Below are 25,844 nucleotides of genomic sequence, written 5' to 3' on the forward strand. Positions count from 1 at the left end.
TCCCGAAATTCACCGGAGAACCATCATGATGAATCGCCGAGACTTTGTTCAAACCGCCGCCGCTGCCGGCATCGCCACAGGCCTGGCTGGTTGCGCCGCTGCCGTGACCGGCCATTCCAAGCTGCAATGGAAGCACTTTCCAGCAGACGACAAAGGCTTCTTCCGTGCGCCCGTGCTGCTCTCGGGCGACAGGGAGGCCATTCTCATCGACGGCGGCTTTTCCCTGCCCGATGGCCGTGCCGTGGCCGAAGCCATCAAGGCATCGGGCAAGCAACTGACCACCATCTACGTCAGCCAGAGCGACCCGGACTATTACTTCAGCCTGGGCCCGATCAAGGCCGCCTTTCCCGCTGCCAGGGTGCTGGCCGCCTCCGACACCATTGCCGCCATCCGCGCCAACGTGCAAAAGAAGATAGCTACCTGGGCACCCCAGCTCAAGGAGAACGGTCCGCAGAAGCTCGCCGACATCGTCTTTCCTGAAGCCTATGACGGCTCCGCGCTGATGCTGGAGGGCAACACCATCGAAATCGTCAAGGCACAAGGACTGGAGAACCGCCGCTACCTGTGGGTTCCCTCGCTGAATGCGGTCTTCGGTGGCGTGCTGGTCTTCTCGGGTCTGCACGTGTGGACGGCCGATAGCCCGACGCCAGCCTCCCGCGCCGCCTGGGTAAAGAACCTGGAAGCCATCGCCGCGCGCAATCCCGCCGTGGTCGTGCCGGGCCACCTGGGTGCCCATGGGGCGCTGGATGTTTCGGCCGTGAACTACACCCGCGAGTACCTGCTGGCCTTCGAGCAAGAGCTGGCCAGGGCGGCCAATGGCGACGCGCTGATCGCAGCCATGAACAAGCGCTACCCTGACGCCGGCCTGGCCGCCGCGCTGCAGATCGGCGCCAAGGTGGCCATGGGTGAGATGAAGTGGGGCTGAAGCCCGGGACGCACACCATGACCACCAATCTGGATATCATCCGCGCGACCTACGAAGGTTCGTCCGAAGAGAACGGCAGGAATCTGCTGGCAGCACTGGCGCCCGATGCCAGATGGACCGAGGCCGCCGGCTTTCCCTATGCCGGAACTTATGTCGGCCCGCAGCAGATTGTCGCGGGCGTGTTTCAGCGGCTGGCGACGGAGTGGGACGGCTACAGCGCCAAGGTCCACACCTACCTGGCCGATGGCGACCGTGTGGCAGCCTTCGGCGTCTATTCGGGAACCTACCGCAAGACGGGCAAGGCGATGACGGCGAGCTTCGCTCACCTGTACCGGCTCAACGAGGGCAGGATCACGAGCATGGAGCAGTATGTGGACAGCCACCTGGTGCAGCAGGCGCTGCTGGCCTGAGCGCGGTTGAGTTCTGCCATGAGCGAAGTCAATGCTCAGTTGCAAGCCATTCTGTTGCTGATGCGGGCCGGGCAATGGAATGCCGCGCACGATGCCGTGCAGCAGCATGAAGGCCTGCTCGCAGCCTGGCTGCACGGACTGCTGCATCTGCAGGAAGGCGATCTGGAGGACGCCGAGAACTGGTATGAGCGCGCTGGCCTGCGCTTCAGGCAGCGCGGCACGCTGCAGCAGGAGCTGGCCCGGTTCGAAGCGGCGCTGCGCGCTCGGTCCGGCGCGTGAACCCGAGGGCCGGCCGTCCGAGAGCCGGCCTTTTGGCTGCAGAGCTGGAAGCCTTATCCCAGTGCCTGTCGGGCAAGATGCGCAACGGCCAATTGCCTGTTGGCCCTGGTGCGCTCTGCGTCCTCCAGGAACCAGGCCGCCGACAAAGCGGCGTGAGCCATAACCCATTTGAGTAAACGCCGACGTTCCAGCCCCGTGACATTGATGACTACTGCAAGCTGCCGGGCGAAGCGCTCCGGGTCGGTGCAAGTCTCCAGGTCGGGGTTGCACAGCACGCCAACGTAGTCGTAGTACCGCTCACCTGTGACGCGCTTTGGATCTATTGCCAGCCATCCACGCCTGTCGAAGTCGAGAATGTTGCCATGGTGTGCATCACCATGCAGGACGACAGGCTCACGCTGCTCATTCAGCAGCTCGGCTGCCACCGTTGCGCATTCGGCCATCAAGCCGCCTTCCTGCTGCGCCATCAACGCGAGTGACCTAAAAAAATCCGTCAGTGGCAGCAGTTCTTCAGGTGGTGCGGAGGATCTCTTTGAATGCAGTTGCTCGATGGTGTGGCAGACACAGCTTGTCGCTGCATCATCTTCGCCTTCTCTAGCCATGTGCAGCAAATGCCTGGAGCCGGTTGCGCGCTCCATCAGCAGCGCTCCTGTATCTTGGTCGCAAGCATAGACTCGCGCTGCGCCATTGCCACCCCACCATTGAAGCACCCTGCCGCCGATGCGCTCATCAAGGTCTCGCGTGATCTTGATCATTGCAGGCAGACCTGCCCAGTTCCTTTTAAGGATGACTGGCAGAAGGTCACTGGTATGAGTTGTGAAGGGGGCACCGGCCACCTTCGCGCTCCAACGTTGGAGATGGATATCAAACAGGTCGAGGTTGGGCATCTGGCTGATTTTCGAGTAACCCATACAATCCGAAGATGTGGTGCAGATGTCCAATGTCCGCTGGTGGCTGTGGCTTCAACGGGTCAATGCAACTCCTTGCCCGGGGCTGCGCAGTCTCAGGCATGCCTGGCAATGCTGGCGGATGGTGTGCCCAATTTCTCCGGTATTACTTTTTTCCGGTGCTCAAGCAAGCTTCCACAAGCAGCCGGAGTCCAGGCCCGGTTACGGCGCACATCAGCTGCCACAAAGGGGCACGCCTGGCTTCCGGGCAAGGGGCTTGCTCCGAGGCTCAGTCCTCGCTCTCACGCGGGTAGCCTGCGTCTGCCCAGTGCTGTGCAGAAGCACGGGTGAGACTATGGCCCGGTCGGACTCGTACCTTGGCCAATTCGCTGCCGTCAGCGGCGGTGGCAGTGAGCGTCGCCGTGGGATTGTCCTCATCGGGCTCAATATCGAGAGCCACCGTCACGCGCGATCCGCGAACTTCAATCTGGATGGCTTTGTGCAACAGCGCTGCCTGGTGCTGCTCATGGCGACGTATCACTTCGCTGGCAGTCTTCACCAGCGTGTTGAAGGCCGACACGTCAAGAGGCTTGGGATTCTTCTTGTCGCGCCCCATGGTCCATGGGCCGACCAGAGCGGGTTCCGCCTGGCCGTCTTGGGTCATTGACACCGCCCAGCCATCGTCGTCCTCATTCTTGATGACGCGGGCTTCCCAGCCCTTGTGGTGCCAAAGGCGGTCTTCGAAGATGGAGACGTCTTCTGGTTCGAGTTCTGCTGACATGTCTGGACTTTTCCTGGAGCTATCAAGTCCAAAGTCTACTGTTTCTTTATACAGTCTGTGAGGCTGGGTCTATCTCAAGGTCGGGCGTTGTGGGCGATGCCCTGAACAGGTCGATGCAGAGGCCTGCATTGGGCAAGACCTCCTGGTTGAGCGCTGCGGCTGCACTCGAGCGCCGATTCAGTCCAAAGCCGCCATTAATCTACGGGCCTCATTCGTTCATCTGGAGCAAGAGGCTAAAGTTCATGGCTATACACGATGAAACCGCTGTGTTTGGCTAACTTGTCGTAGAGCGCACGGCCGGCTTCATTGGTGGATTGTGTTTGCCAATAGACACGATTTGAGCCAGCCAGCATTGCTTGCCTGTAGACGCTGCTGATGAGGGCCTTGCCAACTCCAAGCTGACGCCTTGTCGGGGCCGTGAAAAGATCCTGCAGGTAGCAGACGGGGCCAAGTCTCGTCGTACTGCGGTGAAATATGTAATGCGCTAGGCCAACCACTTCTCCTGCATCTTCAGCAACCAGCGCAAATACCGGCTCGATGGGATTGAAGAATCGCTCCCAGGTTTTCTGGGTAATTTCCTTTGCCAGTTCGGTAGCTCCGGCCCTTCCGTAGAAAGCGTTATAGCCGTCCCAAAGTGAAAGCCACGCTTCAAAGTCATGTGGTTGGACTTCTCTTACGACTACAGTTGTTGCAGCGTCACTTTGGGACATAGGAAAGACTTTTCATAATGCGAACCGCGGGTAAATCGAACGACCTGCATTGAAGTTTAAGGTCTGCTCCTGGCCGGCAGGCCACGGTCCCAGAGTGACCCAAGGCGGACATGCACGCACACATCAGCGTGCATCAGTTCTCTGAGGCTGATGGCCCTGAGCGACGATTCGCAGCCATGGCCAACGCGCTTGGTAAGACTCGGCCTTTTGTTGGAAAAGCTCACGATGCGGGGTCAATGGATTGAGTGTCAAAACCCCGTCATAGATCAGCTCCAGGCTGTTCGGAGCATAGAGGCAGCCTGGACGAAGGCCCACGCAGGTAGCTGGAATCAGGAAGCGATCTATTCCCTCGCAAGAGCTTCGCAATGCCTCATAGGGACGACCGAAATATGACTCATACCACAAGTGAACCCGAGCTTGGTTCGTCACTTCAATCTTGATGTCCAGGTCGCTAAAAACGCGATCGGCATGTGCTTGTACCTTCTGCTCCGCACTGTCAGTGGTGCTCGATGGATCAAAGTAGAAGAGGTCGTAGTCTTTGATGGAATCGTCTGGATTCCGTTGCGCCTGCAAATTCCACACTGTCTGAAATAAGCAGCCGGCAACAAGCCAGCCATCTGGAAGATTCAAATCATCCCAGCGTTCAAAAATTGCACGATTGTTGATATTTTGGAGGACATCCGCAACGAAGCGCTCAGGCGTAGGCATCGGGACAGTTGATCCTTGGTGAAACAAAAGTGAAAGGCAGGTTCGAACCAATTTTGCTTCAGTTGCGAAGACCCGCTTCCGGCCAGATGAAGCGCCTCGCTCCGGCTGGTCGCATGGTGACAGTCGGCAAAGGGCCAGGTTCTGCCGCAATACCGTGATTCCAATAGAAAACCGCCTGCGAGCCCAAGGCTCGCAGGCGGTCTCAGCTATCAAGGAGCATCTTCAGACTTCGCGCCCTGCCTGATGGCCTGAATGCATGGCGCCCTCGATATAGCCCAGGTCCTGGCAGTCGCCGATGCGGCGCACGGGAGTCTGGGTAAGGGATTGCAGCTGCTCGGCGACGGCGGAGTCGGCCTCGGCTCCAATGGCCAGCACCACGGAGTCGGCAGGCGTGCGGTATTCCTCGCCCTTTTTGTCCGTCCAGACGACTTCCTTGCGCTCGATGCGCGTGACGTTGGACTGCATCAGCAGCTTGCCGTGGCTCTTCACGGCGTCGTACACGCGCCAGCGGCGCACGATGGCCAGCTCGGTGCCGGGATGGGTGCCGGGGTCCAGTACGGTGACTTCGCGGCCGCGTTCGAGCAGGAACTCGGCCAGCTCCAGGCCGACCAGGCCAGCGCCGATGATGACCACGCGCTTGCCCAGGGGCATCCACAGCTTGGACAGGTTCTGGATCGCTGCGGTGCTGTCTGTCACCTTGAACATGCCGCCGGCCTTGAACAGCGCGCGCTCGGCCAGATTCAGCTTGGCCTTGGCAATTTCTTCGGCGCGATCGCCCGTCATCAGGCGGCGCAGTTCGTCGCCGCTCCAGACATGGCTTTGCTGCGCACCTTCGATGGCGGAGGCGGCACGCCTGGCGCCGGTGCCCACCAGAATTTCGTCAGGCTGCAGCTCGGCCAGCAGCCCGGCGTCGGCCGTGGTGTTCAAGCGCAGCTGGATGTTCGGGTGATCCATCTGCCGCACCAGATAGTCGAGCAGGCGGCCGTTCTCGGGATAGGCCAGTGCGGCAAAGAACAGCGTGCCGCCCAGGCGGTCGCTGCGCTCGACCAGCGTCACGCGATGGCCGCGCAGGGCGGCGACGCGGGCGGCCTCCATGCCCGAAGGGCCGCCGCCGACGATCAGTACATGCTTGGGCTTTTCGGCAAAGGTGATGCTCTTGCTCGTCTCGTGGCCGGTCTGTGCGTTGACCGCGCACTTGATGCCCTTGTTGATGAAAATCTCGCTTACGCAGGCATAGCAATAAATGCAGGGGCGCACGCTCTGGGCGGTGTTGGCCTCCAGTTTGTTGGCCAGGTCGGGGTCGGCCAGCAGCTTGCGGCCCATGGCCACAAAGTCAATCTCGCCATTGCTGATGGCGGCGGCGGCGGCATCCAGCTCCCAGCGGCCGGCCGAGATGATGGGTATGCCGACCACCTTTTTGATGCCGGTGGCAAATTCGCGGTAGGCATTTTGCTTTTGCGGAATCGGTGCATCCGTGAAGGCCGAGCCTGTGGGCAGGCGCGCATAGGCCGAGACATTGATGGCATCCACGCCCAGCTCTTCGCAGAGCTTGGCGGTCTTGAGTGCCTCGTCCATGGTGATGCCGCCGGGCGTGTGCATTTCTTCGGCGTCAATACGCACCCAGATGGGGAAGTCTGGGCCTACGCGCTCGCGCACGGCAGTCAGCACTTCGCGCAGCAGGCGGCTGCGGTTTTCATAGCTGCCGCCGTATTCGTCGCTACGGCTGTTGAAAAAGGGTGAGAGGAAGTTGGCGATCATGTAGTTGTGCGCGCAGTGCACTTCCACAGCATCGAAGTTGGCCTGCTTGGCGCGCAGGGCGGCCGCAGCAAACCATTCCACCATCTGTGCAATATCGGCCTTGTCCATCACGCGGTAGCGGTCGGGGTAGGGGCCAACGCCCACAAAGGTCGAGAACTCCTTGGGTGTGACGGTGCGCATGGCTTCGGCCACAGGACCGTCGGGCGGAATCGAAGACACCCACATCTCGCGCCCGTGGGTGCGGTCATTGGCCGCGATCTTGCCGCTGTGATTGATCTGGATGGCGACTTTGCCGCCGTGCGAGTGAACGCGGCGCGTGACTTCCGCCAGACCGGGGATGAAGTGATCTTCGGAGATGCCCAGCTGGTGCGGCTCGCTGGTGCCGGTGGGCCAGGAGATGGCGGCCGTGCCCATGATGATGAGGCCGGTGCCGCCCTTGGCACGCTCTTCGTAATAGTCCTGGGCGCGTTCGCCGCAGATGCCGTCGATGCCGCCGTAGTTCTCGCCCATGGGGGCCATGATGATGCGGTTCTTCAGCTCCATGGTGCCGATACGGCCCGGCTCGAGCATTGATGCGTGGGGATTGCTCATTTTGTTTCGCTGTCTCCTATAGTTTTCGGCCGAGTTCGGCCCCTTCTTCGATGGCGCGCGCTGCATCAATTTTGTGAGCATTGCGCGCGCCTCCAATCACAGTGTGCGCAATGTTTTGTGCTTGAAGTCTTGATGACCAGGGGTCATGTGATTCCTGGCCGGCGCAGACCACGATGTTGTCCACGCTCAGGCAGCGCAGCTCGCCGCGTATGCGCAGGTGCAGGCCGTTGTCGTCGATGTGGATGTACTCCACGTCGTTGAACATGCGTGCGCTTTTGTTCTTGAGCCGGGCGCGGCGAATCCAGCCCGTGGTGGTTGGCAGGCTGCTGCCCATGGCCGCCTTGCTGCGCTGAAGCAGCCAGATCTGACGCGGCGAATCGGCTTTCTCGCTGGCCTTGATGCCGCCGCGCAGCTCGCGCTTTGGATCGATGCCCCATTCGCGGTCAAAGGCGGCCACGCTGCCGTCCTCGGTCTTGTGATGGGCCAGCAGCTCGGCCATGTCAAAGCCCAGCGGCCCCGCGCCCACGATGGCCACGCGCTCGCCGACAAAGCGGGGGCTGCGCAAGGCCTCGATATAGTCCACCACCTTGGAGCTGTTCTCGCCCTCGATGCCGCTGCGCCGCGGTGTCACTCCCGTGGCCACGACCACATGATCAAATCCGCTCAGGGTGTTGATGTCCGGTGTGGTGTTGAGCCGCAGCTCTATGCCCAGGCGCTGGATTTCATGCTCGAAGTAGCGCAGCGTCTCGCCCAGCTCCTGCTTGCCGGGTACTTTCTGCGCCAGAAAGAACTGGCCGCCGATGCGGATGCCGGGCTCGAACAGCGTCACCTTGTGGCCTCGGTCGGCCGCCTCGCGCGCGCAGGCCAGTCCGGCAGGTCCAGCACCGAGCACGGCGATCTTGCGCGGAACAGCGGCTTTTTCCTGCGGCCATTCCCATTCGCGGCAGGCTCTGGGGTTGACCAGGCAGCTGACCTGCTGGCGCGTGAAGATGCGGTCCAAGCAGGACTGGTTGCAGGCAATGCAGGTGTTGATGGCATGGCTGTGGCCTGCCTGCGCCTTGCGCACAAAGGCCGGGTCGGCCAGAAAGGGGCGGGCCATGGCCACCATGTCGGCATGACCCTGGGCAATCAGGTCATCGGCCACTTCGGGGGTGTTGATGCGGTTGCTGGCCGCCACGGGAACGCTGACTGCCTGCTTGAGTTGCTCGGCAGCCCAGCTGAAGGCGGCGCGCGGCACCATCATGGCAATGGTGGGAATGCGCGCTTCATGCCAGCCCACGCTGGTGTTGAACAAGTCCACGCCAGCGGCTTCCAGCTGGCGGGCCAGGTCAAGCACTTCCTTCCAGTGGCTGCCATGCTCGACCAGGTCCATCAGGGACAGGCGAAAGCTGATGACGAAGTTCTCGGGCACGGCCGCGCGTATGCCCTGCACGATGCGCAGCGCAAAGCGGCTGCGGCCGGCGGCATCGCCGCCCCACTCATCGGTGCGGAAGTTGGTCAGCGGCGCCAGAAACTGATTGATCAGATAGCCCTCGCCGCCCATGACCTCCACACCGTCATAGCCGGCTTCCCGGGCCAGCCGGGCACAGCGCACATAGTCGGCAATGATCTGCTCGATCTGCTCTGTGCCGAGTTCGCGCGAGCTGCGATTGCTGAGCTTGGAGAGCACGCTGCTGGGCGAGACGCCGCCGCTGCCGTGGTCATAACGACCCACATGCAGCAGCTGCATGAGGATATGGCTGCCCTCGGCATGCACCGCGTCAGTGATGAGGCGGTGCCGGGCCGCCTGCTCTGGCGTGCACAGCGTCGAGCGCTCGGCATGCTCGGGCATTCCCAGCGCCTGCTCGTTGACGCCGAAGCCCCCGGTGACGATGAGCTGAAGCCCCTCCCGTGCACGTTCGGTGTAGAAGAGCGCCAGCTTCTCGAAACCCTGCGCCTGATCCTCCAGCCCGGTATGCATGGAGCCCATCAGAATCCGGTTCTTCAGGGTGATATGGCCGATGGTGATGGGCTGGAAGAGATGGGGGTACATGGCTGAATTTCCTCACGCGCAAATGTTGCGCCAGTGTAGGAAGGGCCACGGTAAATTTTCCCTAGGGGAATTACATCGTCCGTTTGCATGTAGCCTGGTTGTTCATGATGGGCTCAGATGTGCGCCATCACCACCCAGAAAAAAGGAGACAAGACATGTCCATCATCGTGATGAGCGGCTGCGCCACCGGCATTGGTGCCGCTACGCGCAAGGTCCTGGAAGCGGCCGGCCACCAGATCGTAGGCATCGATATACGCGATGCGGAAGTGATTGCCGATCTCTCGACGGCCGAAGGTCGAAAGCAGGCGATTGCCGATGTACTGGCGAAGTGCAGCAAGGGCATGGACGGCCTGGTGCTGTGCGCCGGCCTGGGACCGCAGACCAAGGTGCTTGGCAATGTGGTTTCGGTCAATTATTTTGGCGCGACTGAGCTGATGGATGCCTTTTTGCCAGAGCTGAAACAGGGCCATCAGCCCGCAGTCGTCGTCATCTCGTCCGTGGCCTCCGCGCATCTGGCTTTTGACAAGAACCCACTGGCACCGGCACTGGAAGCCGGTGAGGAAGCCAAGGCCCGCGCCATTGTCGAGCAAGCGGGAGAGCAGGGCGGCAATCTGGCCTATTCGGGCAGCAAGAATGCTTTGACGGTGGCTGTGCGCAAACGCGCTGCCGCCTGGGGCGAGGCCGGCGTGCGCCTGAACACCATAGCCCCCGGCGCAACCGATACTCCCTTGCTGCAGGCGGGTCTGCAGGATCCGCGCTATGGCGAATCCATTGCCAAGTTCGTGCCTCCCATGGGCCGCCGTGCCGAGCCGTCCGAGATGGCGTCGGTCATCGCCTTTTTGATGAGCCCGGCCGCAAGCTATGTGCATGGCGCGCAGATCGTCATTGATGGCGGCATTGATGCGGCGATGCGTCCGACGCAGTTCTGATATCCCCTGAGGCGCTTTGCCTGGGAGGCCCTGCGCCTTCCCCCTGTCTTTGCGGGAGGGGAGCGACGGCCTCGCCGCAAGGCGGCTTTTTTTGTTCACCGCCCCCCGTTTGGGCATTGCCGGTTTTCAACGGCGCTTGCTAGAAGGAAGATTTGAGATGAATACCCCAGAACATATGACCGCCGTGGTGCAGCGCTATGTGGCCGCGCTCAATGCTGGCGACCTGGACGGCATCGTCGCGCTGTTTGCCGATGACGCCACGGTGGAAGACCCCGTGGGCTCCGAGCCCAAGTCCGGTACGGCTGCGATTCGTGAGTTTTACGCCAGCTCGCTCAAGCTGCCTTTGGCGGTGGAGCTGACGCAGGAGGTGCGCGCGGTCGCCGACGAAGCGGCTTTCGCTTTCACCGTCAGTTTCGAGCTCCAGGGCCGCAAGACCGTGGTTGCGCCCATCGATCACTTTCGCTTCAATGGCGCCGGCAAGGTGGTGAGCATGCGCGCCTTTTTTGGCGAGAAGAATATTCACGCTGGCGTCTGAGGAGATTCAGGCGCTTGACTGCTCCTGATATGGAAGCTGTCTTCGCCTGATTTAAAAGGATTTCAAGACTATTTGAATCTGAAACCCATTGAGGTAAAGCGTGAGATGCTATTGATTTTACTGTTCAAAGCAGTGCAATGAGTGCCCGCCGGGCTGAGCCGGCTTACAGATGGAAGTGACCGGCTGCCTCGGGTTGGTAGAGCAATTTCTCGATCCGGATATGGCAGGTGCGATCGAGAATCCGCCAGTCGATGTGGTCTCCTTCCCGACAGCCCAGAATGGCCGTGCCCACGCCCGAGAAGACCGAGAACCTTCCGGCGCTGTCATCGGCATCTTCGGGGTAGACCAGGGCCACTTCGACGGCCACCTCATCGAGGCGCAGCAAGGCTCTGGAGTTCATCGTGACCACATTGCGCTGCACCTGTCGCGCATGGACGACGGTGGCGCGCTCGATTTCATGCTCCAGGTCGGCCGCTTGCAACTCCCATTCCAACGCGAGCCTGTCTCTGAGACGTGCCTGATCCACGGCGGTGATGCAGATGCCGTCTGCCGCTCCCGGCAGCCCGGCGCGCAAGCGCTGGAGGTAGCGCTGCGCCGTCATCGCATAGGACTTGAGCGCGGGCGTTTCGTTCTCCAGCACAAAGCCGTTGTGCGCAAAGGCCTTGAGCGAGCGTGTGTTGTCGGCATGGATCCTGGCAAGCAGTCGTTCGGCCCGCATGTCGAAAAAGGCCAGCTTCATGCCCTCGTGCAAGGCGCTGGCGCCGAGCTTGCGCCCCCAGTTGTCGCGCTTGCCGATGACCAGCACGATTTCGCAGTCCGGCCCATTCCGGAGCAGACGCACAAAGCCCACGGGCACGTCATCGCGGTCGTAGGCCATGAAGAAGCGGCCGCCCTGATTGAAGAGATGGGTGAGTATAGGCAGCTGAACCCGGTCGATGAGCTGCTCTATGTGACGCGAGACATGGCGCGAATCGCTGAGGTGGCGCACGACGTCCTCGTCGCTCAGCCAGTCCACCAGATTCAGTGCGTTGGCTCGCGTGATTTCCGGGCACAGGGATATGAAAGGCTTGCTCATCTTCAACACCGTCGGTTGCAAGAATGAAAGCCTTTCATGGCCACGGCGTGGGCCATGACGGTTCTTTCGACACAGGCGCCGATTCTAGGCAAGCAGATTCTGCTGCGCAGGCGCAGCGCCGATCTCGCATCTCTTTGCTCGGTCTATGGCGAGCTTGCCCTGCAGGCGCACAAGCCATGGCGCCGGCGCTGCAGGGTCACAACGACCCACGCCGGTCATGCTCTGAATTCAGAAGCTGCTGGCGCTTTACTGTATTCAGATTTCTATTGTTTTATAGCTGAAATACATAATAGACTTGTGCTAAATGCTCTTGTTTATATAGCTACGAGGCACTGAAGGCAGCGAATCGGGCCGGATCGACGCGTTTGATCCAGCCAGGCCGGCCGTTCAGGGATTGGCGTATTTCAGATGGATGATGGGGTAGGCGCGGCCTTGCCCGTCGAGCGGCGAGCGGCCCGTGCGCCTGAAGCCCAGGCGTTCGTAAAAGCCCACCGCCTGAGCGTTGTGCTCGTTCACATCGGTGCTCAACTCGGGATGCAGCGCCAGGCCGTGGCGCACCAGCGCCGCACCGAGGCCCCGGTGCCGGAAGGCGGGGTCCACAAACAGCGCTTCCATATGGCCCTGGTCCATGAGCATGAAGGCCAGGGGATGGTCCTGCTCGTCGACAGCGAACCATAGCGGGGCGTTTGGCAGAAAGCCGCACACCATCTCGTCAATCTCGGCGCGATCCTGCGGACTCAGAAAGTCATGTGTGGCATCAACGGCATGGCGCCAGATCTCGATCGCTCGTGCCCCTTCGTCGGGGCGGGAAGCTCGAATGGAAGTCATCGCCGGATTATGCGTACGAACACGCTTGTCCCGTGGCCAGGCATCAAGCGCGCTCCATGTCTGCCAGATGGGGCTCCAGCAGCTCGGTGATCCAGTTCAGGAATGCGGTGACCCGCGGCGCGATATGCCTGCGATGCGGATACAGCAGGGACACCGGCATGGGCGCCGCCTTGAAGTCGGGCATGACCTCGACCAGCAGGCCCTGATCGAGCAGATGGCGCGCCCCCCGGACAGGGGCCTGAATCAGGCCCAGGCCGGCAAGACAGGCTGCCTGGTAGGCATCCGTGCCGTTGACCACCAGGGCGCAGCGCATGGGCTGCAGCGCGATTTCCTTGCCGCGCTGATACTCCCAGCCCGCGCCATGCCGCCCGAGCTGGTTTGCATAGTGAATGATCCGGTGGCCTGACAGATCGGCCAGGGTTGCGGGCGTGCCGTGGCGCTCCAGATAGGCGGGGCTGGCCAGATTGCACATCTCCATTGCACCGATGGTGCGGGCGATCAGGTCGGTATCTGCCAGCGGGCCGATGCGCACCACACAGTCAAAGCCTTCCTGCACCACATCCACGCGGTGGTCTCTGGTGCTGATGCCTACTTCCAGCAAAGGGTGGGCCGAGAGGAATTCAGGCAGTTTCGGAAGGACGACATCCCGGGCCAGAGAGTTGGGCATATCGATGCGCAGACTGCCTCGCAGTCCGCTGGTGGCGGGCTGGAACATGGCTTGCAGCTGTTCCAGGTCGGCCATCAGCTCCTTGCTTCGCTCAAGGAACTGCTCGCCATCGGCGCTCAGCCGCACATGCCGCGTGGTGCGCTGCAGAAGACGGGTTCCGAGCTGCTTTTCCAGCTGCTGCACCACGGTCGACACACGGCTTTTGGTCAGCCCGAGCTGCTCTGCGGCCAGGGTGAAGCTGGAGAGCTCGGCAACGCGGGTGAAGACATGAAGCGCATTGAAGTCCATGGCTTTATTGTATTTTTAAAGTGAACAGTGCGATCTTTTTTTAATTGTTTATTCATTGTTGGAGAACACCTAAAGTCCTGGCTTGTTGACATCCTCCATGAGACCGACATGCAAGCATCTGCACCCCGTATCGCATTGATCACCGGCGCTAGCCGTGGCCTGGGCCGTAGCGAAGCCCTCAAACTGGCCGAACTCGGCGTTCATCTGATCGTCACTTACAAGGACAGCGAAAGCGATGCGCAGGAGCTGGTCTCCCGCATCGAGGCACAGGGCAGCCGCGCCGTGGCGCTGCGCCTGGACGTGGGCGACAGCAAGAGCTTTGCCGCGTTTGCCGACCGTGTCAGGGGCGTGCTGGCCGACACCTGGCAGCGCGAGCAGTTCGACTATCTGGTGAACAATGCCGGCATCGGCCTGGTGGCGCCGTTTGCCGAGACCACGGAAGAGCAGTTCGATCTGCTCGTCGATATCCACCTCAAGGGTACGTTCTTTCTGACGCAGAAACTGCTGCCCCTGATCCGGGACGGCGGACGCATCGTCAATACCTCGTCCGGACTGGCGCGCTTCAGCCTCCCCGGCTATGCCGCCTACGCGGTGATGAAGGGTGGCATCGAAGTGATGACGCGCTATCTGGCCAAGGAGCTGGGCGCACGCGGCATCGCCGTGAACACCATCGCACCCGGCGCGATCGAGACCGATTTCGGTGGCGGCGTGGTGCGCGACAACGCACAGCTCAATGCCCATATCAGCGGCCTGACCGCCATGGGTCGGGCAGGGCGTCCCGACGATGTGGGCGCTGCGGTTGCCGCATTGCTGGCCGAGGGCAACAACTGGGTCACGGGCCAGCGGATCGAAGTCTCCGGTGGCATGATGCTCTGAGTGCGTGTCCGTCGCGAGCAGGATCCGGCATGGGGCCGGAGCTTGCGATTGACCGGCTCGGGCCTGGTCTGACCTTCAGCCCGGCCCACGGTTCAGGCGCTGGCGTGAACAGGCGGACTCATACGCTCCGACGGCGGTGCCGCAGCGCGCGAGTCATGGGCTGCATGCAGAGCGGCAGAGGCAGGCATTCGCGGCCTCAGTCCCGCTGGTTTTGGGTCAAAGGATTTGGAGACGCAGTCGTGCCCGAGAGCTATCTGGGAAGCTGTTTATGTGCAAGAGTCGGCTACAGGCTGCTGTCGCCGCCCAGGGCCGTGACGCATTGCCATTGCGGGCAATGCCGCAAAAGCCATGGCTCCGCATTCGCGAGCTATGGCGCCGTGCCGCGCAAGGATTTGTGCATAGTCTCAGGGCACAGCGACATCAAGTCCTATGCATCGTCGGCTTGCGTGCACAGGCAGTTTTGCCAGCACTGCGGCTCATCCCTGTTCTGGTCCAGGCAGGCCGGTGACTGGGCCGACTGGATATGCATTGCACTGGGCACGCTGGACTCGCCTTTTTCGGCGCTCAAGCAAAAGCATGCGCATCTGGAGTCGCAGCCTTTGTGGTCAAGCTTTGCCAGTGACTGCATGCGCGATGACTGAGGGCCGCCTTAGACCTTCGAGCTGCTGCACCGGCCTCAAGCAAGGCGATGTTGCAGCCCTGGCTTGATGCGTTCACTCCCCCTTGAACACCGGCTGGCGTTTCTCAATGAACGCATTCATGCCTTCCTTCTGGTCGCGGGTCGCAAACAGGATCTGGTTGGCCTTGCGCTCCAGCATCAGTGCGGCATCCAGCGATGCGTCCATGCCGGCAATCACCACTTCCTTGATCTGTTCCACGGCCAGTGGGGGCATATTGGCAATCAGTTTCGCCATTTTCAGCGCCTCAGGGATTACCTGATCGTCTGCACAGACTAGGCTGACCAGACCCATGGCATAGGCTTCGTCGGCGCTGACGGGTTTGCCCGTCAGCAGAATGCGCATGGCCTGGAACTTGCCCACGGCGCGCACCAGCCGCTGGGTGCCGCCGATACCGGGCATGATGCCGATGCGAATCTCGGGCTGTGCAAAGCTGGCCCCTTGCCCGGCAATGATGATGTCGCAATGCATGGCCAGCTCGGCCCCGCCGCCAAAGGCATAGCCGCAGACCGCTGCAATGATGGGCTTGGGGCATTTCTCAATGGGGGCCCAGACGCGCTCCGTGTGGCGCTTCATGATCTCTATGGGGCCGCAGGAGTCCATGCTCTTGATGTCCCCGCCTGCCGCAAACACCTTGTCGCCGCCAGTCAGAACGATGCAGCGCACGCTGGCGTCTGCGCTCAGCTCCGCGAAGGTTCTGGACAGCGCAGCCTGCAGAGAAAGACTCAGCGCGTTCGTTGCCTCGGGGCGGTTGAGCTGAACGATTGCCACGCCATGGTCCTGATGCCGAACCAGTAGCTCTGGCTGCGCGGTGTCCATGTTTTCAATAGCGGAAAGCGGTGCCGACATAAGGATTCCCAAGGAGTTGAACAGGGACGATGGTCGTTTTCAAGGGATGGACCAACATCGTCCTTTTGGACGTATCTGCTGCTGGTGCCGAAACCTAAATTGGCAGGCATGGACACGAACAAAAACTTTCAAGACAAGGTGGTGCTGGTCACCGGCGGCACCAAGGGCATCGGCAAGGGCATTGCCCAGGCGTTTCTCGCGGCAGGTGCCACGGTGGTGGTGTGCGGCCGTCAGCAACCCGAAGCGTTGCCAAGCATCAATGGCAGCAGCGCAGACTTCATTGCATGCGATGTACGCGAGGCCCAGGCCGTCAAGGACATGATCGATGAGGTGCAGCGCCGCCATGGTCGTCTGGACGTTCTCGTCAACAACGCCGGCGGCGCTCCCCATGTGGATGCCGCCACGGTATCGCCGCGCTTTCACGAAAGCGTGCTGCGCCTGAATCTCTTCTCGACCCTGCATGCCTCGCAGGCCGCCAATGCCGTGATGCAGCAGCAGGACGGCGGCGGCGTGATTGTCTGCATCGGCAGCATCAGTGCGCTGCGCCCTTCGCCCGGTACGGCAGCCTACGGCGCGGCCAAGGCGGCGGTGCTGAGCCTGGTCAGTTCTCTGGCCGTGGAGTGGGCGCCCAAGGTGCGCGTGGTGGCCGTCAGCCCCGGCCTGGTGCGCACCGAGCAGTCGCATCTGCATTTCGGGGACGAGGCCGGTATCGCCTCGGTCGCGCAGACCATTCCTGCGGGCCGCCTGGCCGAGCCCGAGGACATTGCCAACGCCTGCCTGTATGTGGCCTCGCAGAGCGCTTCCTATATGAGCGGCACCAATCTGCTGCTGCACGGCGGCGGCGAGCGCCCCGCATTTCTGAGTGCCTCGAACTCGGAATCCGTGCCGCAGAAACACTGAATTTCAAAGGAGACAATCTTGACCGATCAAGACTGGATGGCAGAGGTCCGCGCATACGTGGGCAAGCAATACGGGCGTGTCCATGCCTGGGACAAGGTCAACAGCCCCATGATTCGTCAGTGGAGCGAGCTGATGGGTGTGGCCGTAAAGACCGACAAGGATGGCAAGACCATTGCACCTCCCGCGATGCTGCAGGTCTGGTGCATGGAGGGGCCGGTGCAGAACAACTACCCTCCAGGCTCCACGACAGAGAACCCTTATGAAGTTCTGAAGCTGATCGAAGCGCACGACTTTCCTTCCACCGTGGCGGTGAATTCCGAGCTGAGCTTCGAGCGCGATGTGCTCGAGGGTGAAGACCTGTACTACACGACACGCCTGGAATCCATCAGCGAAGAGAAGACCACGGCCCTGGGTACGGGCTACTTTGTCACCCTGATCATGGAGTACTTCGCGATCAAGGCAGCGAATGGCGAAGACGAGAAGGTCGGCCAGTTGATGTTCCGCGTCTTCAAGTTCCGCCCCGCCAATGTGCAAAAGGCCGATCCCGCGCAGGTTGCCGCCCCGAAGATCAAGCGACCGGCACCTGGCGTGAGCGACGACAACCGTTTCTTCTGGGAAGGCCTGAAGGAAGGCAAGCTCCTGATTCAGCGCTGCAAGAGCTGCGGCGATCTGCACCATCCACCCGGTCCCGTCTGCCCCAAGTGCCATTCGTTCGACTGGGACACGGTGCAGGCCAGCGGCAAGGGAACGGTGTACTCGTTCGTGGTCATGCACTACCCCGAAGTACCGCCTTTCGACCACCCCAATCCCATCGGTCTGGTGGAGCTGCAAGAGGGCGTGCGTGTGATTGCCCAACTGGTCGGCGTCAAGCCCGGCGAGGTGCAGATCGGTCAGAAGGTGCAGGTGGAGTTCAACACCTTTGACGGTGATCTGACTCTGGCCCAGTTCCGTCCCGTGGGCTGATGCCAGGAGACCATCATGGACTTTCAACTCAGTGAAGACCAACGTGCATTTGCAGACATGGCGCAAAGTCTGTTCGCAGACTATTGCACCGACGACAAGCTGCGCGAGCACGATGCCTCGGGCCAGCCTTTCATGCAGGATTTGTGGCAGCAGTGCGTGGCTGCGGGCCTGCACAGCATCCTGGTGCCGGAAGCTGCAGGCGGCCTGGGTCTGGGAATGAGCGAGATGCTGGCCGTGCTGGAGCAGCAAGGCCGTGCGCTGGCGCAGGTCCCGCTGTGGCAGCAGCAGGTCGCTGCTGCCGCGATTGCCAGGTTTGCCCAGGGACAGGACGCAGTCGTTCAGTCAGCCATGGAGGGCGAGTTGCTGGCTCTTTCGCTGCAGGCTGCAGTGGCTGCACGCGGGCCGGCGCTTGAGCTGCAGGGTGAGCGACTCAAAGGCCAGCTGCAAGCCGTGCAGCTGGGCCAGCAGGCCCGTGTGGCTCTGGTGGCGGCTGCGGCGGGCGATGAGATCAAGCTGGTGCTGGTGAGTCTGCAGGCCGATGGCGTCAGCCGCGTGGCCGGCATGCGCGAAGACTACTGTGCGGTGGCAGACATCAGCTTTCGCAACACGCCGGTGCTGGCCGTGCTGGGCGGCCGTGCGCTGGACTGGGTCAGCGAAATGGCAATCGCCTGCCTGGCCAGCCTGCAGCAGGGCGTGACACAGGAGCAGCTGCGCCGCACCGTGGAGTATGTGAGCGAGCGCAAGCAGTTCGACCGTCCCATCGGGACTTTCCAGCTGGTGCAGGGCCAGATGGCCGACGGCTACATCCTCATGCAGGCGCAGCGCAGCGCACTGAGCCAGCTGGTCTGGCGTCTGGATGCCGGCCTGCCCTGCACGCCGCAGGCCCACGCGGTGCGTGCCCAGTCCAACGAGCTGGGCCTGAAGGTAGGCCGCGTTGCACAGCATGTGCATGGCGGCATGGGTGTGGATGTGACCTATCACATTCACCGCTTCATGTTCTGGTGTCGTGCACTGGCTGCCGAGGCCGGCAGCGCCGAGCAGCACCTGCAAGCGCTGGGCCAGTGGCTCGCAGACAACGACACGCTCGGCTGGAAGTACGACCTGCCCGAAGACCGCTAAGGAGACAACAACATGGCAAACCAATCTATTCGCTTCGAGTCGGTAAACGTGGGCGACGAACTGCAGCCCGTCAGCGTGCCCATCACCGTGCCGCTGATTGCCGGCGGCGCCATCGCCACGCGTGACTATTTCCCCGGACATCATGACCGCGATGCCGCACGCGAGCTGGGTTCACCCCATATCTTCATGAACATCCTGACCACCAACGGTCTGGTGCAGAGCTTTGTCGAGAGCTGGGCTGGCGACGATGCGCGCCTCATGGATCTGAAGATTCGACTGGGGGCCCCCAATTACCCCGGCGACACCATGAAGTTCACGGGCTCCGTGACCGAGAAGAACGAGGCCACGCGCAGCGTTCAGATCACGCTCAAGGGCAGCAATTCCATGGGCTCTCACGTCAGCGGCACTGTGCAAGTGGCCCTGGCCTAAGAACAACAAGCGGAGACATTCCTGTGAACGATATGAATATTTCCGGTCGCGCCGCCATTGTGGGTCTGGGTGCAACAGAATTTTCCAAGAACTCGGGCCGTACCGAGCTGCGTCTGGCCATGGAGGCCACGCTGGCTGCGCTGAGCGACGCCGGCATCGACCCCAAGGAGGTGGACGGCTTTTCCTCGTACTCCGTGGACAAGGTTCCCGAGTATGAAATCGCCCGTCTGCTCGGGGCTCGCAACGTGAGCTTTTTCTCGCAGGTTCCGCATGGTGGTGGCGCGGCCTGCGGCCCCGTGCTGCATGCGGCCATGGCCGTGGCCACGGGCATTGCCAAGACGGTCGTGGTCTACCGCGCCATGAATGAGCGCAGCTGGTACCGCTTTGGCACCGGCAGCTATGGCTTTGGCAGCACGCCATTCTTTGACAATGTGAACTATGGCTGGTACATGCCCCACGGCTTTCACACACCGGCATCCTGGGTGGGCATGTTTGCCCGCCGCTATATGCATGCCTTCGGTGCGACCAGCGAGGACTTCGGCCGTGTGGCCGTGGCCGTGCGCGACTTCGCAGCCACCAATCCCAACGCATTCTTCTACGGCAAGCCCATCACACTGGAGGAGCACCAGGCCAGCCGCTGGATCTGCGAGCCGCTGCACCTGCTGGACTGCTGTCAGGAGTCCGACGGTGCCGTGGCCATGGTCATCACATCGAGCGACCGTGCCCGTGAGATGAAGGCCAAGCCGGTCTACATCAAGGCGGCTGCCCAGGGTATCTCTGACGGTCAGCAGTCCATGACCTCGTTCTACCGCGAGGACATCACCGGTCTGCCCGAGATGGGGCATGTCGCCAGCCAGCTGTGGCAGCAAAGCCGCCTGACGCCCAAGGATGTGCAAAGCGCGGTGCTGTACGACCATTTCTCGCCCTTTGTGCTGCCTCAGCTCGAGGAGTTCGGTTTCGTCAAGCGCGGCGAGGCCAAGGATTTCATCCGCGCCGGCGAGCATGCGCGCGGCGGCTCCATGCCCATCAACACCCATGGCGGTCAGCTGGGCGAGGCCTATATCCACGGCATGAACGGCATCGCCGAAGCGGTGCGTCAGATTCGTGGCACTTCGGTCAACCAGGTCAAGGACGTGCACAACATGGTGGTGACCGCCGGTACAGGCGTGCCCACCAGCGGCCTGATTCTGGGCGACGAGGCCTGATGGCAAGGAGACATTCATGTTCATTGACCTGACTCCTGAGCAGCATGCACTGCGGCTGAAGTGCCGCGACTACTTTCAGGCGCTGATGACGCCCGAGCTCAAGGCCCGCATGCGCGGTGCAGAGGGCGGCGACGAATACCGCGAGCTGATCCGCAAGATGGGGCGCGATGGCTGGCTGGCGATTGGCTGGCCCAAGGAGTTCGGCGGCCAGGGCCTGTCGGCCACCGAGCAGCTGATCTTCTTCGAGGAAGCGAATATCGCCGGGGCTCCACTGCCTTTCGTCACCATCAGCACCGTCGGACCCGCGCTGATGGAGCATGGCACCGAGGCGCAGAAGCAGGAGTTTCTGCCGGGCATGGCCAGCGGTGACATCATCTTCGCCATTGGTTACTCCGAGCCCGGTGCGGGCTCCGACCTCGCCATGCTCAAGACGCAGGCGCAGCTGCAGGGCGATCTGCAGACCGGGCACTTTGTGGTCAACGGCCAGAAGCTGTGGACTTCAGGCATCGAGTCGGCCGACTACGTGTGGCTGGCTGCCCGCACCGACCCGGAGCTGGCCCGTCACAAAGGTATTTCCATCATGGTGGTCGATACCCGGGACAAGGGCTTTTCGCACACGCTGATTCAGACCGTGGGCAATTACACGGCGGCCACGTATTTCGACAATGTTGAAGTGCCTGCAGCACGTCTGATCGGCGAGCTCAATGGCGGCTGGAAGCTGATCACTTCCCAGCTCAACCACGAGCGCCTGGGTCTGGGGGCCTGGTCGGACAAGGTGTTTGCTCCCTTCGTCAAGGTGCTGCAGTGGGCCAAGGCCAAGGATGAGCAGGGCCGGCGCGCTGTCGATCAGGCTTGGGTGAGGCGCAGCCTGGCCGAGTGCTATGCCCGCCTTGAAGCCATGCGACTGACCAACTTCCGCATCGCGGCCAGTCTGGAAGCCGGTGCCATGGACGTGAGCCTGGCATCTGCCACCAAGGTCTATGGCTCGGAAGGCATGGTCGAGGTGCTGCATCGATTGATGGACATCGTGGGCAGCAGCGCTCTGGTGCGTGGTGGCTCGGCCGCTTCCTATCTGATGGGTGAGCTGGAGTATGAGCTGCGCGCCTGCACCATCAACACCTTCGGTGGAGGCACGAACGAGATTCAGCGCGAGCTGATTGCCCAGTTCGGACTCGGCATGCCGCGCCCTCAGCGCTGATCGAAGACATCTCACACATAACAAATACCAAGGAGACATGTGATGAGCGACACGACTGTGGTGTCGCGCGAGCAGACCCAGCTCAAGCTGGATCGTCGCGCGCCCATTGCGGCCAAGTACCTGGCCGATACGCCCTACACCATGGCTGATCGACTGGAGGACTGTGCGCGAGATTTCGGCGAGCGCATCTTTCTGAGCGAAGGCGATGTGCGCTACACCTATGCGCAATTGAACCAGCGCGCCAATCAAGTGGCACGTGCGCTGCATGAGCAGGGGGTGAGAAAGGGCGATGTGGTGGCCATGGCCATCGAAAATCGCCCAGCCTTTTTCTTTGCCTGGTTTGGTGTGGCCAAGCTGGGTGCCGTGGTGGCCTTCATCAACACCCATTTGATGGGCAAGCCTCTGACGCACGCACTGGAGGTGACCAACGCCAGCCATGTGATCGTGGGCGAGGAGTGTGCAGAGCGCTTTGCGCAGACTGAAGGACTGAACACCGAGCTGAGCTACTGGCACTGGCCGGATGAGGTGCGCCCCGCAGCGGTGGGAGTTCTGCAGCAGTTCGGCTCTGATTTGCAGGCCCTTGCCATGAGCCGGGACGGCACGGCCGTACCGCTGGAGTGGCGCGAGGGCGTGGTGGCCGGCGATACGGCGCAGTACATATTCACCTCAGGGACCACCGGCCTTCCGAAGGCTGCGGTCATCAGCCATGCACGCTGGCTGATGGCGGGGGACTCCATGCAGCTGCTGTGGGAAATCACCCGGGATGACTGCTTCTACTGTTTTTTACCGCTCTACCACGGTGCGGCTTCCATGTCACTGACGGCAACCGCCATGGCTGCAGGAGCGCGCATCGTGGTGCGCCGCAAGTTCAGCCGCAGCGAGTTCTGGCGTGATATCCGCGCACATGGCATTACCTTTTGCCAGTATGTGGGGGAGATCTGTCGTTTTCTGCTCAGCGCACCCGCGACGGACAGCGACCGGGAGCACAGCTTGCGCAAGATGGCCGGAACCGGCCTCACGCCCGAGATCTGGCAGCAATGGACATCGCGTTTTGGCGCTGTGTTCCAGATCTATGAAGGCTGGGGAGGCACGGAGTCCAACACCAACACCATCAACCTGGACAATCGCATCGGCTCCTGCGGCCGCGTTCCGTTCTGGGAGAAAACCAATTTGCGCCTGGTTCGCTACGACCAGGAAAAAGGCGATTACATCCGGGATGAAAACGGCTTTTTGCAATTGGCAGGCGTGAACGAGCCCGGCGAGGCCATCGGCATGGTCATCCAGTATCCCGGAGTGGTTGCCGGGCGCTTTGAAGGCTATACCAGCGAGGAGGCTTCCGAGAAGAAGCTGCTGCGCAATGTCTTTGAGCAGGGCGACGTCTGGTGGACATCGGGCGACCTGCTGCGTTGCGACGAAGACGGCTACTGCTGGTTTGTGGACCGTATCGGCGATACCTTCCGCTGGAAGAGCGAGAACGTCTCGACCATGGAGGTCGGCGATGCGCTGGGGGACTTCAAGGGCCTGGATGCGATTACCGTCTATGGCGTGCAGGTTGCCGGCCATGGCGGTCGTGCAGGCATGGCCGCCCTGGTGATGCATGAGGGTGCTGGGTTCGACCCCAGGGCCTTCTGGGAGCTGGCCATATCCCGCCTGCCGCGCTACGCAGCGCCGCTGTTCGTGCGCCTGATGGATACGCCGGACATGACCGGCAACTACAAGCTGCGCAAGGTGGATCTGCAAAAGCAAGGCTATGACAGCGCTCAGACTGGCGACCCGCTGTTTGTGCGCAATGACAAGCTGCAGACCTATGTGCCGCTGACCGCTGCAACGCTTGAAGAGGCACTGCGTGGATAGCGCCGTCGCGCAGGAGCGCGTACGGGCCAAGCCCGCAGATGTGCTGCGCTATCCCTTTGCGCCGCCGGCATCCGATGGCAGCCATGTGGAGATCGTCCCGGGTCTGCTGTGGCTGCGCATGCCCATGCCCATGGCTCTTGACCACATCAATGTCTATCTGCTCAGGGACGGCGACGGCTGGGCGGTGGTAGATACTGGGCTGGGAATTGCCCGCACCTTCGAGCTGTGGGAGAGAATCTTCACGGAAAAATTGGCCGGCCAGCCGCTGACCCGTGTGATCTGCACCCACTGTCACTATGACCATGCGGGTGCGGCATGGTGGTTGCAGGAGCGCTTTGGCGTGCCGCTGCTCATGAGCTATGGCGAGTTCATGATGCTGCGCTCGCTGATGGGGCCGCCGCCCGATCCTCTGCCCGAGGCGCATCGCGAGTTCTATGCGCGGGCCGGGGTGAGCAGCGAAGAGCTGCACGACATGCTGACTGCCATGCGCAAGGATCCGTTCATGCCGAGGCAACCCAGCCATTACCAGCGCATTCGCCCGGGTGAGGTGCTGCAGATCGGGGAGCGCCGGTGGCGCATTGTGCTTGGCGAGGGGCACTCGCCCGAGCATGCCTGTCTGTATTGCGAGGAAGACGGCATTTTGCTGGCTGGTGATCAGGTGCTGCCGCGCATCACCTCGAATGTGATGGTCAGCCCCATCGAGCCCGAGGGCAATCCGCTCAAGCTCTGGATCGATTCGCTGCATCGTTTGCATGAGCTGCCGGCCGGGACCTTGGTGCTTCCATCGCACCAGGGCGTTTTCTACGGCCTGCATGAGCGCCTGGTGCAGGTGCTGGAGCACCATGCCGAGCAGTTTGCACTGCTGACCGGACATCTGAGCCGGGTGGGGCGGGCAACGGCTGCGCAGCTGGTGCCCGTGCTCTTTCCCAGGCTGCGCAGCCCCGTGGATCGCCTGATGGCCCTAGGGGAAACGATAGCCCATTTGAACCTGCTTCACCAGGATGGAACGCTGCTGCGTGCCTCGGGTGAAGGCAAGATTGCATATTTCTCGTTGGCCTGAGGTGAGGAAGCCATGACGGAACTGGAAACATTCAAACAAGAAGTGGCGCAGTGGCTGGAGGAGAACTGTCCTGCGAGCATGCGCCGGCCCATTGTTTCAGAGGAGATGGTCTGGGGCAGCTCCAGGCTGCAGTTTCTGAACGAGGATCAGAAGCTGTGGTTCGAGCGCATGCGCGACCGTGGCTGGTTTGCACCGTCATGGCCGTGTGAATACGGCGGCGGTGGACTCTCTCCCAGGCAAGCCCGTATCCTGGAGACGGAGATGGCTCGTCTTGGCTGCCGTCAGCCCCAGTACAACCTGGGCGTGTGGATGCTGGGGCCGGTCCTGGTGGAGGTGGGGACACATGAGCAAAAGCTCGAGCATCTGGTTCCCATGATGCGCGGCGAGCAGCGCTGGTGTCAGGGCTTTTCGGAGCCCAATGCCGGCTCGGATCTGGCCAGCCTCAAGACCTCGGCCAGGCGCGTGACGGACGAGCAGGGCGAGGCCTATATCGTCAACGGGGGCAAGATCTGGACCTCGGACGGAGACAAGGGCGACTGGATGTATGCGCTGGTGCGCACCAGCAGCGAAGGCAAGAAGCAAGACGGCATCAGCTTTTTGCTGATCGACATGAAGAGTCCCGGCGTCACGGTCAAGCCCATAGAGCTGATCAGCGGCAAGTCCAGTTTCTGTCAGGTCTTCTTCGACGATGTACGGGTGCCTGTGCGACAGCTTGTGGGCAAGGAAGGCGAAGGTTGGTCGTTGGCCAAAAAGCTGCTCCAGCATGAGCGTGCAGCCATGTCCAAGTTCACGGAAGGTGGCGCGCCGTCGCACGATGCACTCAGGACCGCTTTGCCCTACATGGTGGACGAACAGGGGCAGATCAGCGATGGTGCGCTGCGCGAGAAGCTGGCAGGACTGCTGATGGATGCACAGTCTTTCGCCCTGACCCATCGTCGGGTGACCGAGAAGGCTCTGGCGCGTCAGGACGTTGCTGGTCCCTCCAGCATCATGAAGCTGGTGCAGACCGAGCAGGAAGTCGCCAAGTACGAACTGCTGGAGCAGGTGCTGGGCCTGCGCGGTCTGGGCTGGGAGGCAGGCGATGATTTCACAGCCGATGAGATCGATATAGGTCGTGCATGGCTGCGCTCCAAGAGCTACACGATTGCAGGCGGAAGTTCGGAAGTGCAACTGAACATCATTGCCAAGCGAGTGCTGGAATTGCCCTGACCCCCTGACCCCCTGACCCCCTGAGCCCCTGAGCTGCTGTGCGGCGACAGCCCCGCTGCGGGGCGACGGGGCTGCCCAGGCCCTTGCCCGCTGTCTCTGAGC

26 protein-coding genes are annotated in these 25,844 nt (G+C 61.8%); 16 read left to right on the forward strand and 10 right to left on the reverse strand.

Annotation, left to right across the window (positions count from 1 at the left end):
* Positions 1-25 precede the first annotated feature (25 nt).
* The 3 genes from P353_RS24760 to P353_RS24770 are packed head-to-tail and all read left to right on the forward strand — an operon-like array spanning position 26 to position 1,614.
* Entirely contained in the window at positions 26-925 is a 900-nt protein-coding gene (locus tag P353_RS24760) for an MBL fold metallo-hydrolase (protein WP_034375629.1), read from the forward strand.
* Positions 926-942: 17 nt separating this feature from the next.
* A complete protein-coding gene (locus tag P353_RS24765; protein WP_034375631.1) occupies positions 943-1,335 on the forward strand; it encodes a nuclear transport factor 2 family protein in 393 nt (130 codons plus the stop codon).
* 18 nt (positions 1,336-1,353) lie between these two features.
* On the forward strand, positions 1,354-1,614 hold the full coding sequence (locus P353_RS24770) for a hypothetical protein (RefSeq protein ID WP_034375633.1): 261 nt from the start codon (positions 1,354-1,356) through the stop codon (positions 1,612-1,614).
* Between the two features lie 53 nt (positions 1,615-1,667).
* Here P353_RS24770 and P353_RS24775 read toward each other — a convergent pair whose 3' ends face one another.
* From P353_RS24775 to P353_RS24800, 6 genes are all read right to left on the reverse strand, one after another.
* The gene (locus tag P353_RS24775; protein WP_080750681.1) at positions 1,668-2,501 is read right to left on the reverse strand and encodes an aminoglycoside phosphotransferase family protein; all 834 of its coding nucleotides are present in this window, start codon (positions 2,499-2,501) and stop codon (positions 1,668-1,670) included.
* A gap of 289 nt (positions 2,502-2,790) precedes the next feature.
* Complete coding sequence (locus P353_RS24780) at positions 2,791-3,282, reverse strand: hypothetical protein (protein WP_034375635.1); 492 nt, start codon at positions 3,280-3,282, stop codon at positions 2,791-2,793.
* 233 nt (positions 3,283-3,515) lie between these two features.
* A complete protein-coding gene (locus P353_RS24785; RefSeq protein ID WP_034375637.1) occupies positions 3,516-3,992 on the reverse strand; it encodes a GNAT family N-acetyltransferase in 477 nt (158 codons plus the stop codon).
* A 123-nt stretch (positions 3,993-4,115) separates the two neighbouring features.
* The gene (locus P353_RS24790; RefSeq protein ID WP_034375639.1) at positions 4,116-4,700 is read right to left on the reverse strand and encodes a nucleotidyltransferase family protein; all 585 of its coding nucleotides are present in this window, start codon (positions 4,698-4,700) and stop codon (positions 4,116-4,118) included.
* Positions 4,701-4,922: 222 nt separating this feature from the next.
* Complete coding sequence (locus tag P353_RS24795) at positions 4,923-7,049, reverse strand: NAD(P)/FAD-dependent oxidoreductase (protein ID WP_034375641.1); 2,127 nt, start codon at positions 7,047-7,049, stop codon at positions 4,923-4,925.
* 16 nt (positions 7,050-7,065) lie between these two features.
* Positions 7,066-9,081, reverse strand: a complete 2,016-nt coding sequence (locus tag P353_RS24800; protein ID WP_034375643.1) for an NADPH-dependent 2,4-dienoyl-CoA reductase — start codon at positions 9,079-9,081, stop codon at positions 7,066-7,068.
* Positions 9,082-9,236: 155 nt separating this feature from the next.
* On the opposite strand from P353_RS24800, the gene P353_RS24805 reads away from it, so the two are divergent.
* Positions 9,237-10,010, forward strand: a complete 774-nt coding sequence (locus P353_RS24805) for a 3-alpha-hydroxysteroid 3-dehydrogenase (RefSeq protein ID WP_034375645.1) — start codon at positions 9,237-9,239, stop codon at positions 10,008-10,010.
* Positions 10,011-10,167: 157 nt separating this feature from the next.
* Positions 10,168-10,545, forward strand: a complete 378-nt coding sequence (locus P353_RS24810) for a steroid Delta-isomerase (RefSeq protein ID WP_034375646.1) — start codon at positions 10,168-10,170, stop codon at positions 10,543-10,545.
* A gap of 163 nt (positions 10,546-10,708) precedes the next feature.
* On the opposite strand, the gene P353_RS24815 is transcribed toward P353_RS24810, so the two are convergent.
* The 3 genes from P353_RS24815 to P353_RS24825 form a co-directional block, all read right to left on the reverse strand.
* Entirely contained in the window at positions 10,709-11,620 is a 912-nt protein-coding gene (locus tag P353_RS24815) for a bifunctional GNAT family N-acetyltransferase/nucleoside diphosphate kinase regulator (RefSeq protein ID WP_034375647.1), read from the reverse strand.
* A gap of 387 nt (positions 11,621-12,007) precedes the next feature.
* Positions 12,008-12,448, reverse strand: coding sequence for an acetyltransferase (locus tag P353_RS24820; protein ID WP_034375648.1), 441 nt, complete (start codon positions 12,446-12,448; stop codon positions 12,008-12,010).
* Between the two features lie 43 nt (positions 12,449-12,491).
* Positions 12,492-13,403, reverse strand: coding sequence for a LysR family transcriptional regulator (locus P353_RS24825; protein WP_034375649.1), 912 nt, complete (start codon positions 13,401-13,403; stop codon positions 12,492-12,494).
* Positions 13,404-13,511: 108 nt separating this feature from the next.
* On the opposite strand from P353_RS24825, the gene P353_RS24830 reads away from it, so the two are divergent.
* Together P353_RS24830 and P353_RS24835 are read left to right on the forward strand one after the other, a co-directional pair.
* Positions 13,512-14,279 carry an SDR family NAD(P)-dependent oxidoreductase gene (locus P353_RS24830; RefSeq protein ID WP_034375650.1) on the forward strand — a complete coding sequence of 256 codons (768 nt, stop codon included), beginning with the start codon at positions 13,512-13,514 and terminating at the stop codon, positions 14,277-14,279.
* 239 nt (positions 14,280-14,518) lie between these two features.
* Positions 14,519-14,920, forward strand: a complete 402-nt coding sequence (locus P353_RS24835) for a GFA family protein (RefSeq protein WP_034375777.1) — start codon at positions 14,519-14,521, stop codon at positions 14,918-14,920.
* Between the two features lie 72 nt (positions 14,921-14,992).
* Here P353_RS24835 and P353_RS24840 read toward each other — a convergent pair whose 3' ends face one another.
* Positions 14,993-15,805 carry an enoyl-CoA hydratase gene (locus P353_RS24840; protein ID WP_034375652.1) on the reverse strand — a complete coding sequence of 271 codons (813 nt, stop codon included), beginning with the start codon at positions 15,803-15,805 and terminating at the stop codon, positions 14,993-14,995.
* A gap of 108 nt (positions 15,806-15,913) precedes the next feature.
* On the opposite strand from P353_RS24840, the gene P353_RS24845 reads away from it, so the two are divergent.
* The 9 genes from P353_RS24845 to P353_RS24885 are packed head-to-tail and all read left to right on the forward strand — an operon-like array spanning position 15,914 to position 25,742.
* Complete coding sequence (locus P353_RS24845; RefSeq protein ID WP_034375653.1) at positions 15,914-16,705, forward strand: SDR family oxidoreductase; 792 nt, start codon at positions 15,914-15,916, stop codon at positions 16,703-16,705.
* An 18-nt stretch (positions 16,706-16,723) separates the two neighbouring features.
* Positions 16,724-17,668, forward strand: coding sequence for a Zn-ribbon domain-containing OB-fold protein (locus P353_RS24850; protein WP_034375655.1), 945 nt, complete (start codon positions 16,724-16,726; stop codon positions 17,666-17,668).
* A gap of 15 nt (positions 17,669-17,683) precedes the next feature.
* Complete coding sequence (locus P353_RS24855) at positions 17,684-18,787, forward strand: acyl-CoA dehydrogenase family protein (RefSeq protein ID WP_034375658.1); 1,104 nt, start codon at positions 17,684-17,686, stop codon at positions 18,785-18,787.
* A gap of 12 nt (positions 18,788-18,799) precedes the next feature.
* Positions 18,800-19,216, forward strand: coding sequence for a MaoC family dehydratase (locus tag P353_RS24860; protein WP_003078281.1), 417 nt, complete (start codon positions 18,800-18,802; stop codon positions 19,214-19,216).
* Positions 19,217-19,248: 32 nt separating this feature from the next.
* Positions 19,249-20,421 carry a lipid-transfer protein gene (locus P353_RS24865; protein ID WP_034375659.1) on the forward strand — a complete coding sequence of 391 codons (1,173 nt, stop codon included), beginning with the start codon at positions 19,249-19,251 and terminating at the stop codon, positions 20,419-20,421.
* A 16-nt stretch (positions 20,422-20,437) separates the two neighbouring features.
* Positions 20,438-21,619: an acyl-CoA dehydrogenase family protein gene (locus tag P353_RS24870; protein ID WP_034375661.1), complete on the forward strand. Its 1,182-nt coding sequence runs from the start codon at positions 20,438-20,440 to the stop codon at positions 21,617-21,619.
* Positions 21,620-21,661: 42 nt separating this feature from the next.
* Positions 21,662-23,473, forward strand: coding sequence for a long-chain-acyl-CoA synthetase (locus P353_RS24875; RefSeq protein WP_034375663.1), 1,812 nt, complete (start codon positions 21,662-21,664; stop codon positions 23,471-23,473).
* Positions 23,466-24,533: an MBL fold metallo-hydrolase gene (locus P353_RS24880; protein WP_034375664.1), complete on the forward strand. Its 1,068-nt coding sequence runs from the start codon at positions 23,466-23,468 to the stop codon at positions 24,531-24,533. Before P353_RS24875 ends, P353_RS24880 begins: the two co-directional genes overlap by 8 nt.
* Positions 24,534-24,545: 12 nt before the next feature.
* Complete coding sequence (locus P353_RS24885) at positions 24,546-25,742, forward strand: acyl-CoA dehydrogenase family protein (protein ID WP_034375665.1); 1,197 nt, start codon at positions 24,546-24,548, stop codon at positions 25,740-25,742.
* The last annotated feature ends 102 nt before the right edge of the window (positions 25,743-25,844 follow it).

It is taken from the genome of Comamonas testosteroni, from assembly GCF_000761245.1.
Classification (GTDB): domain Bacteria; phylum Pseudomonadota; class Gammaproteobacteria; order Burkholderiales; family Burkholderiaceae_C; genus Comamonas; species Comamonas testosteroni_C.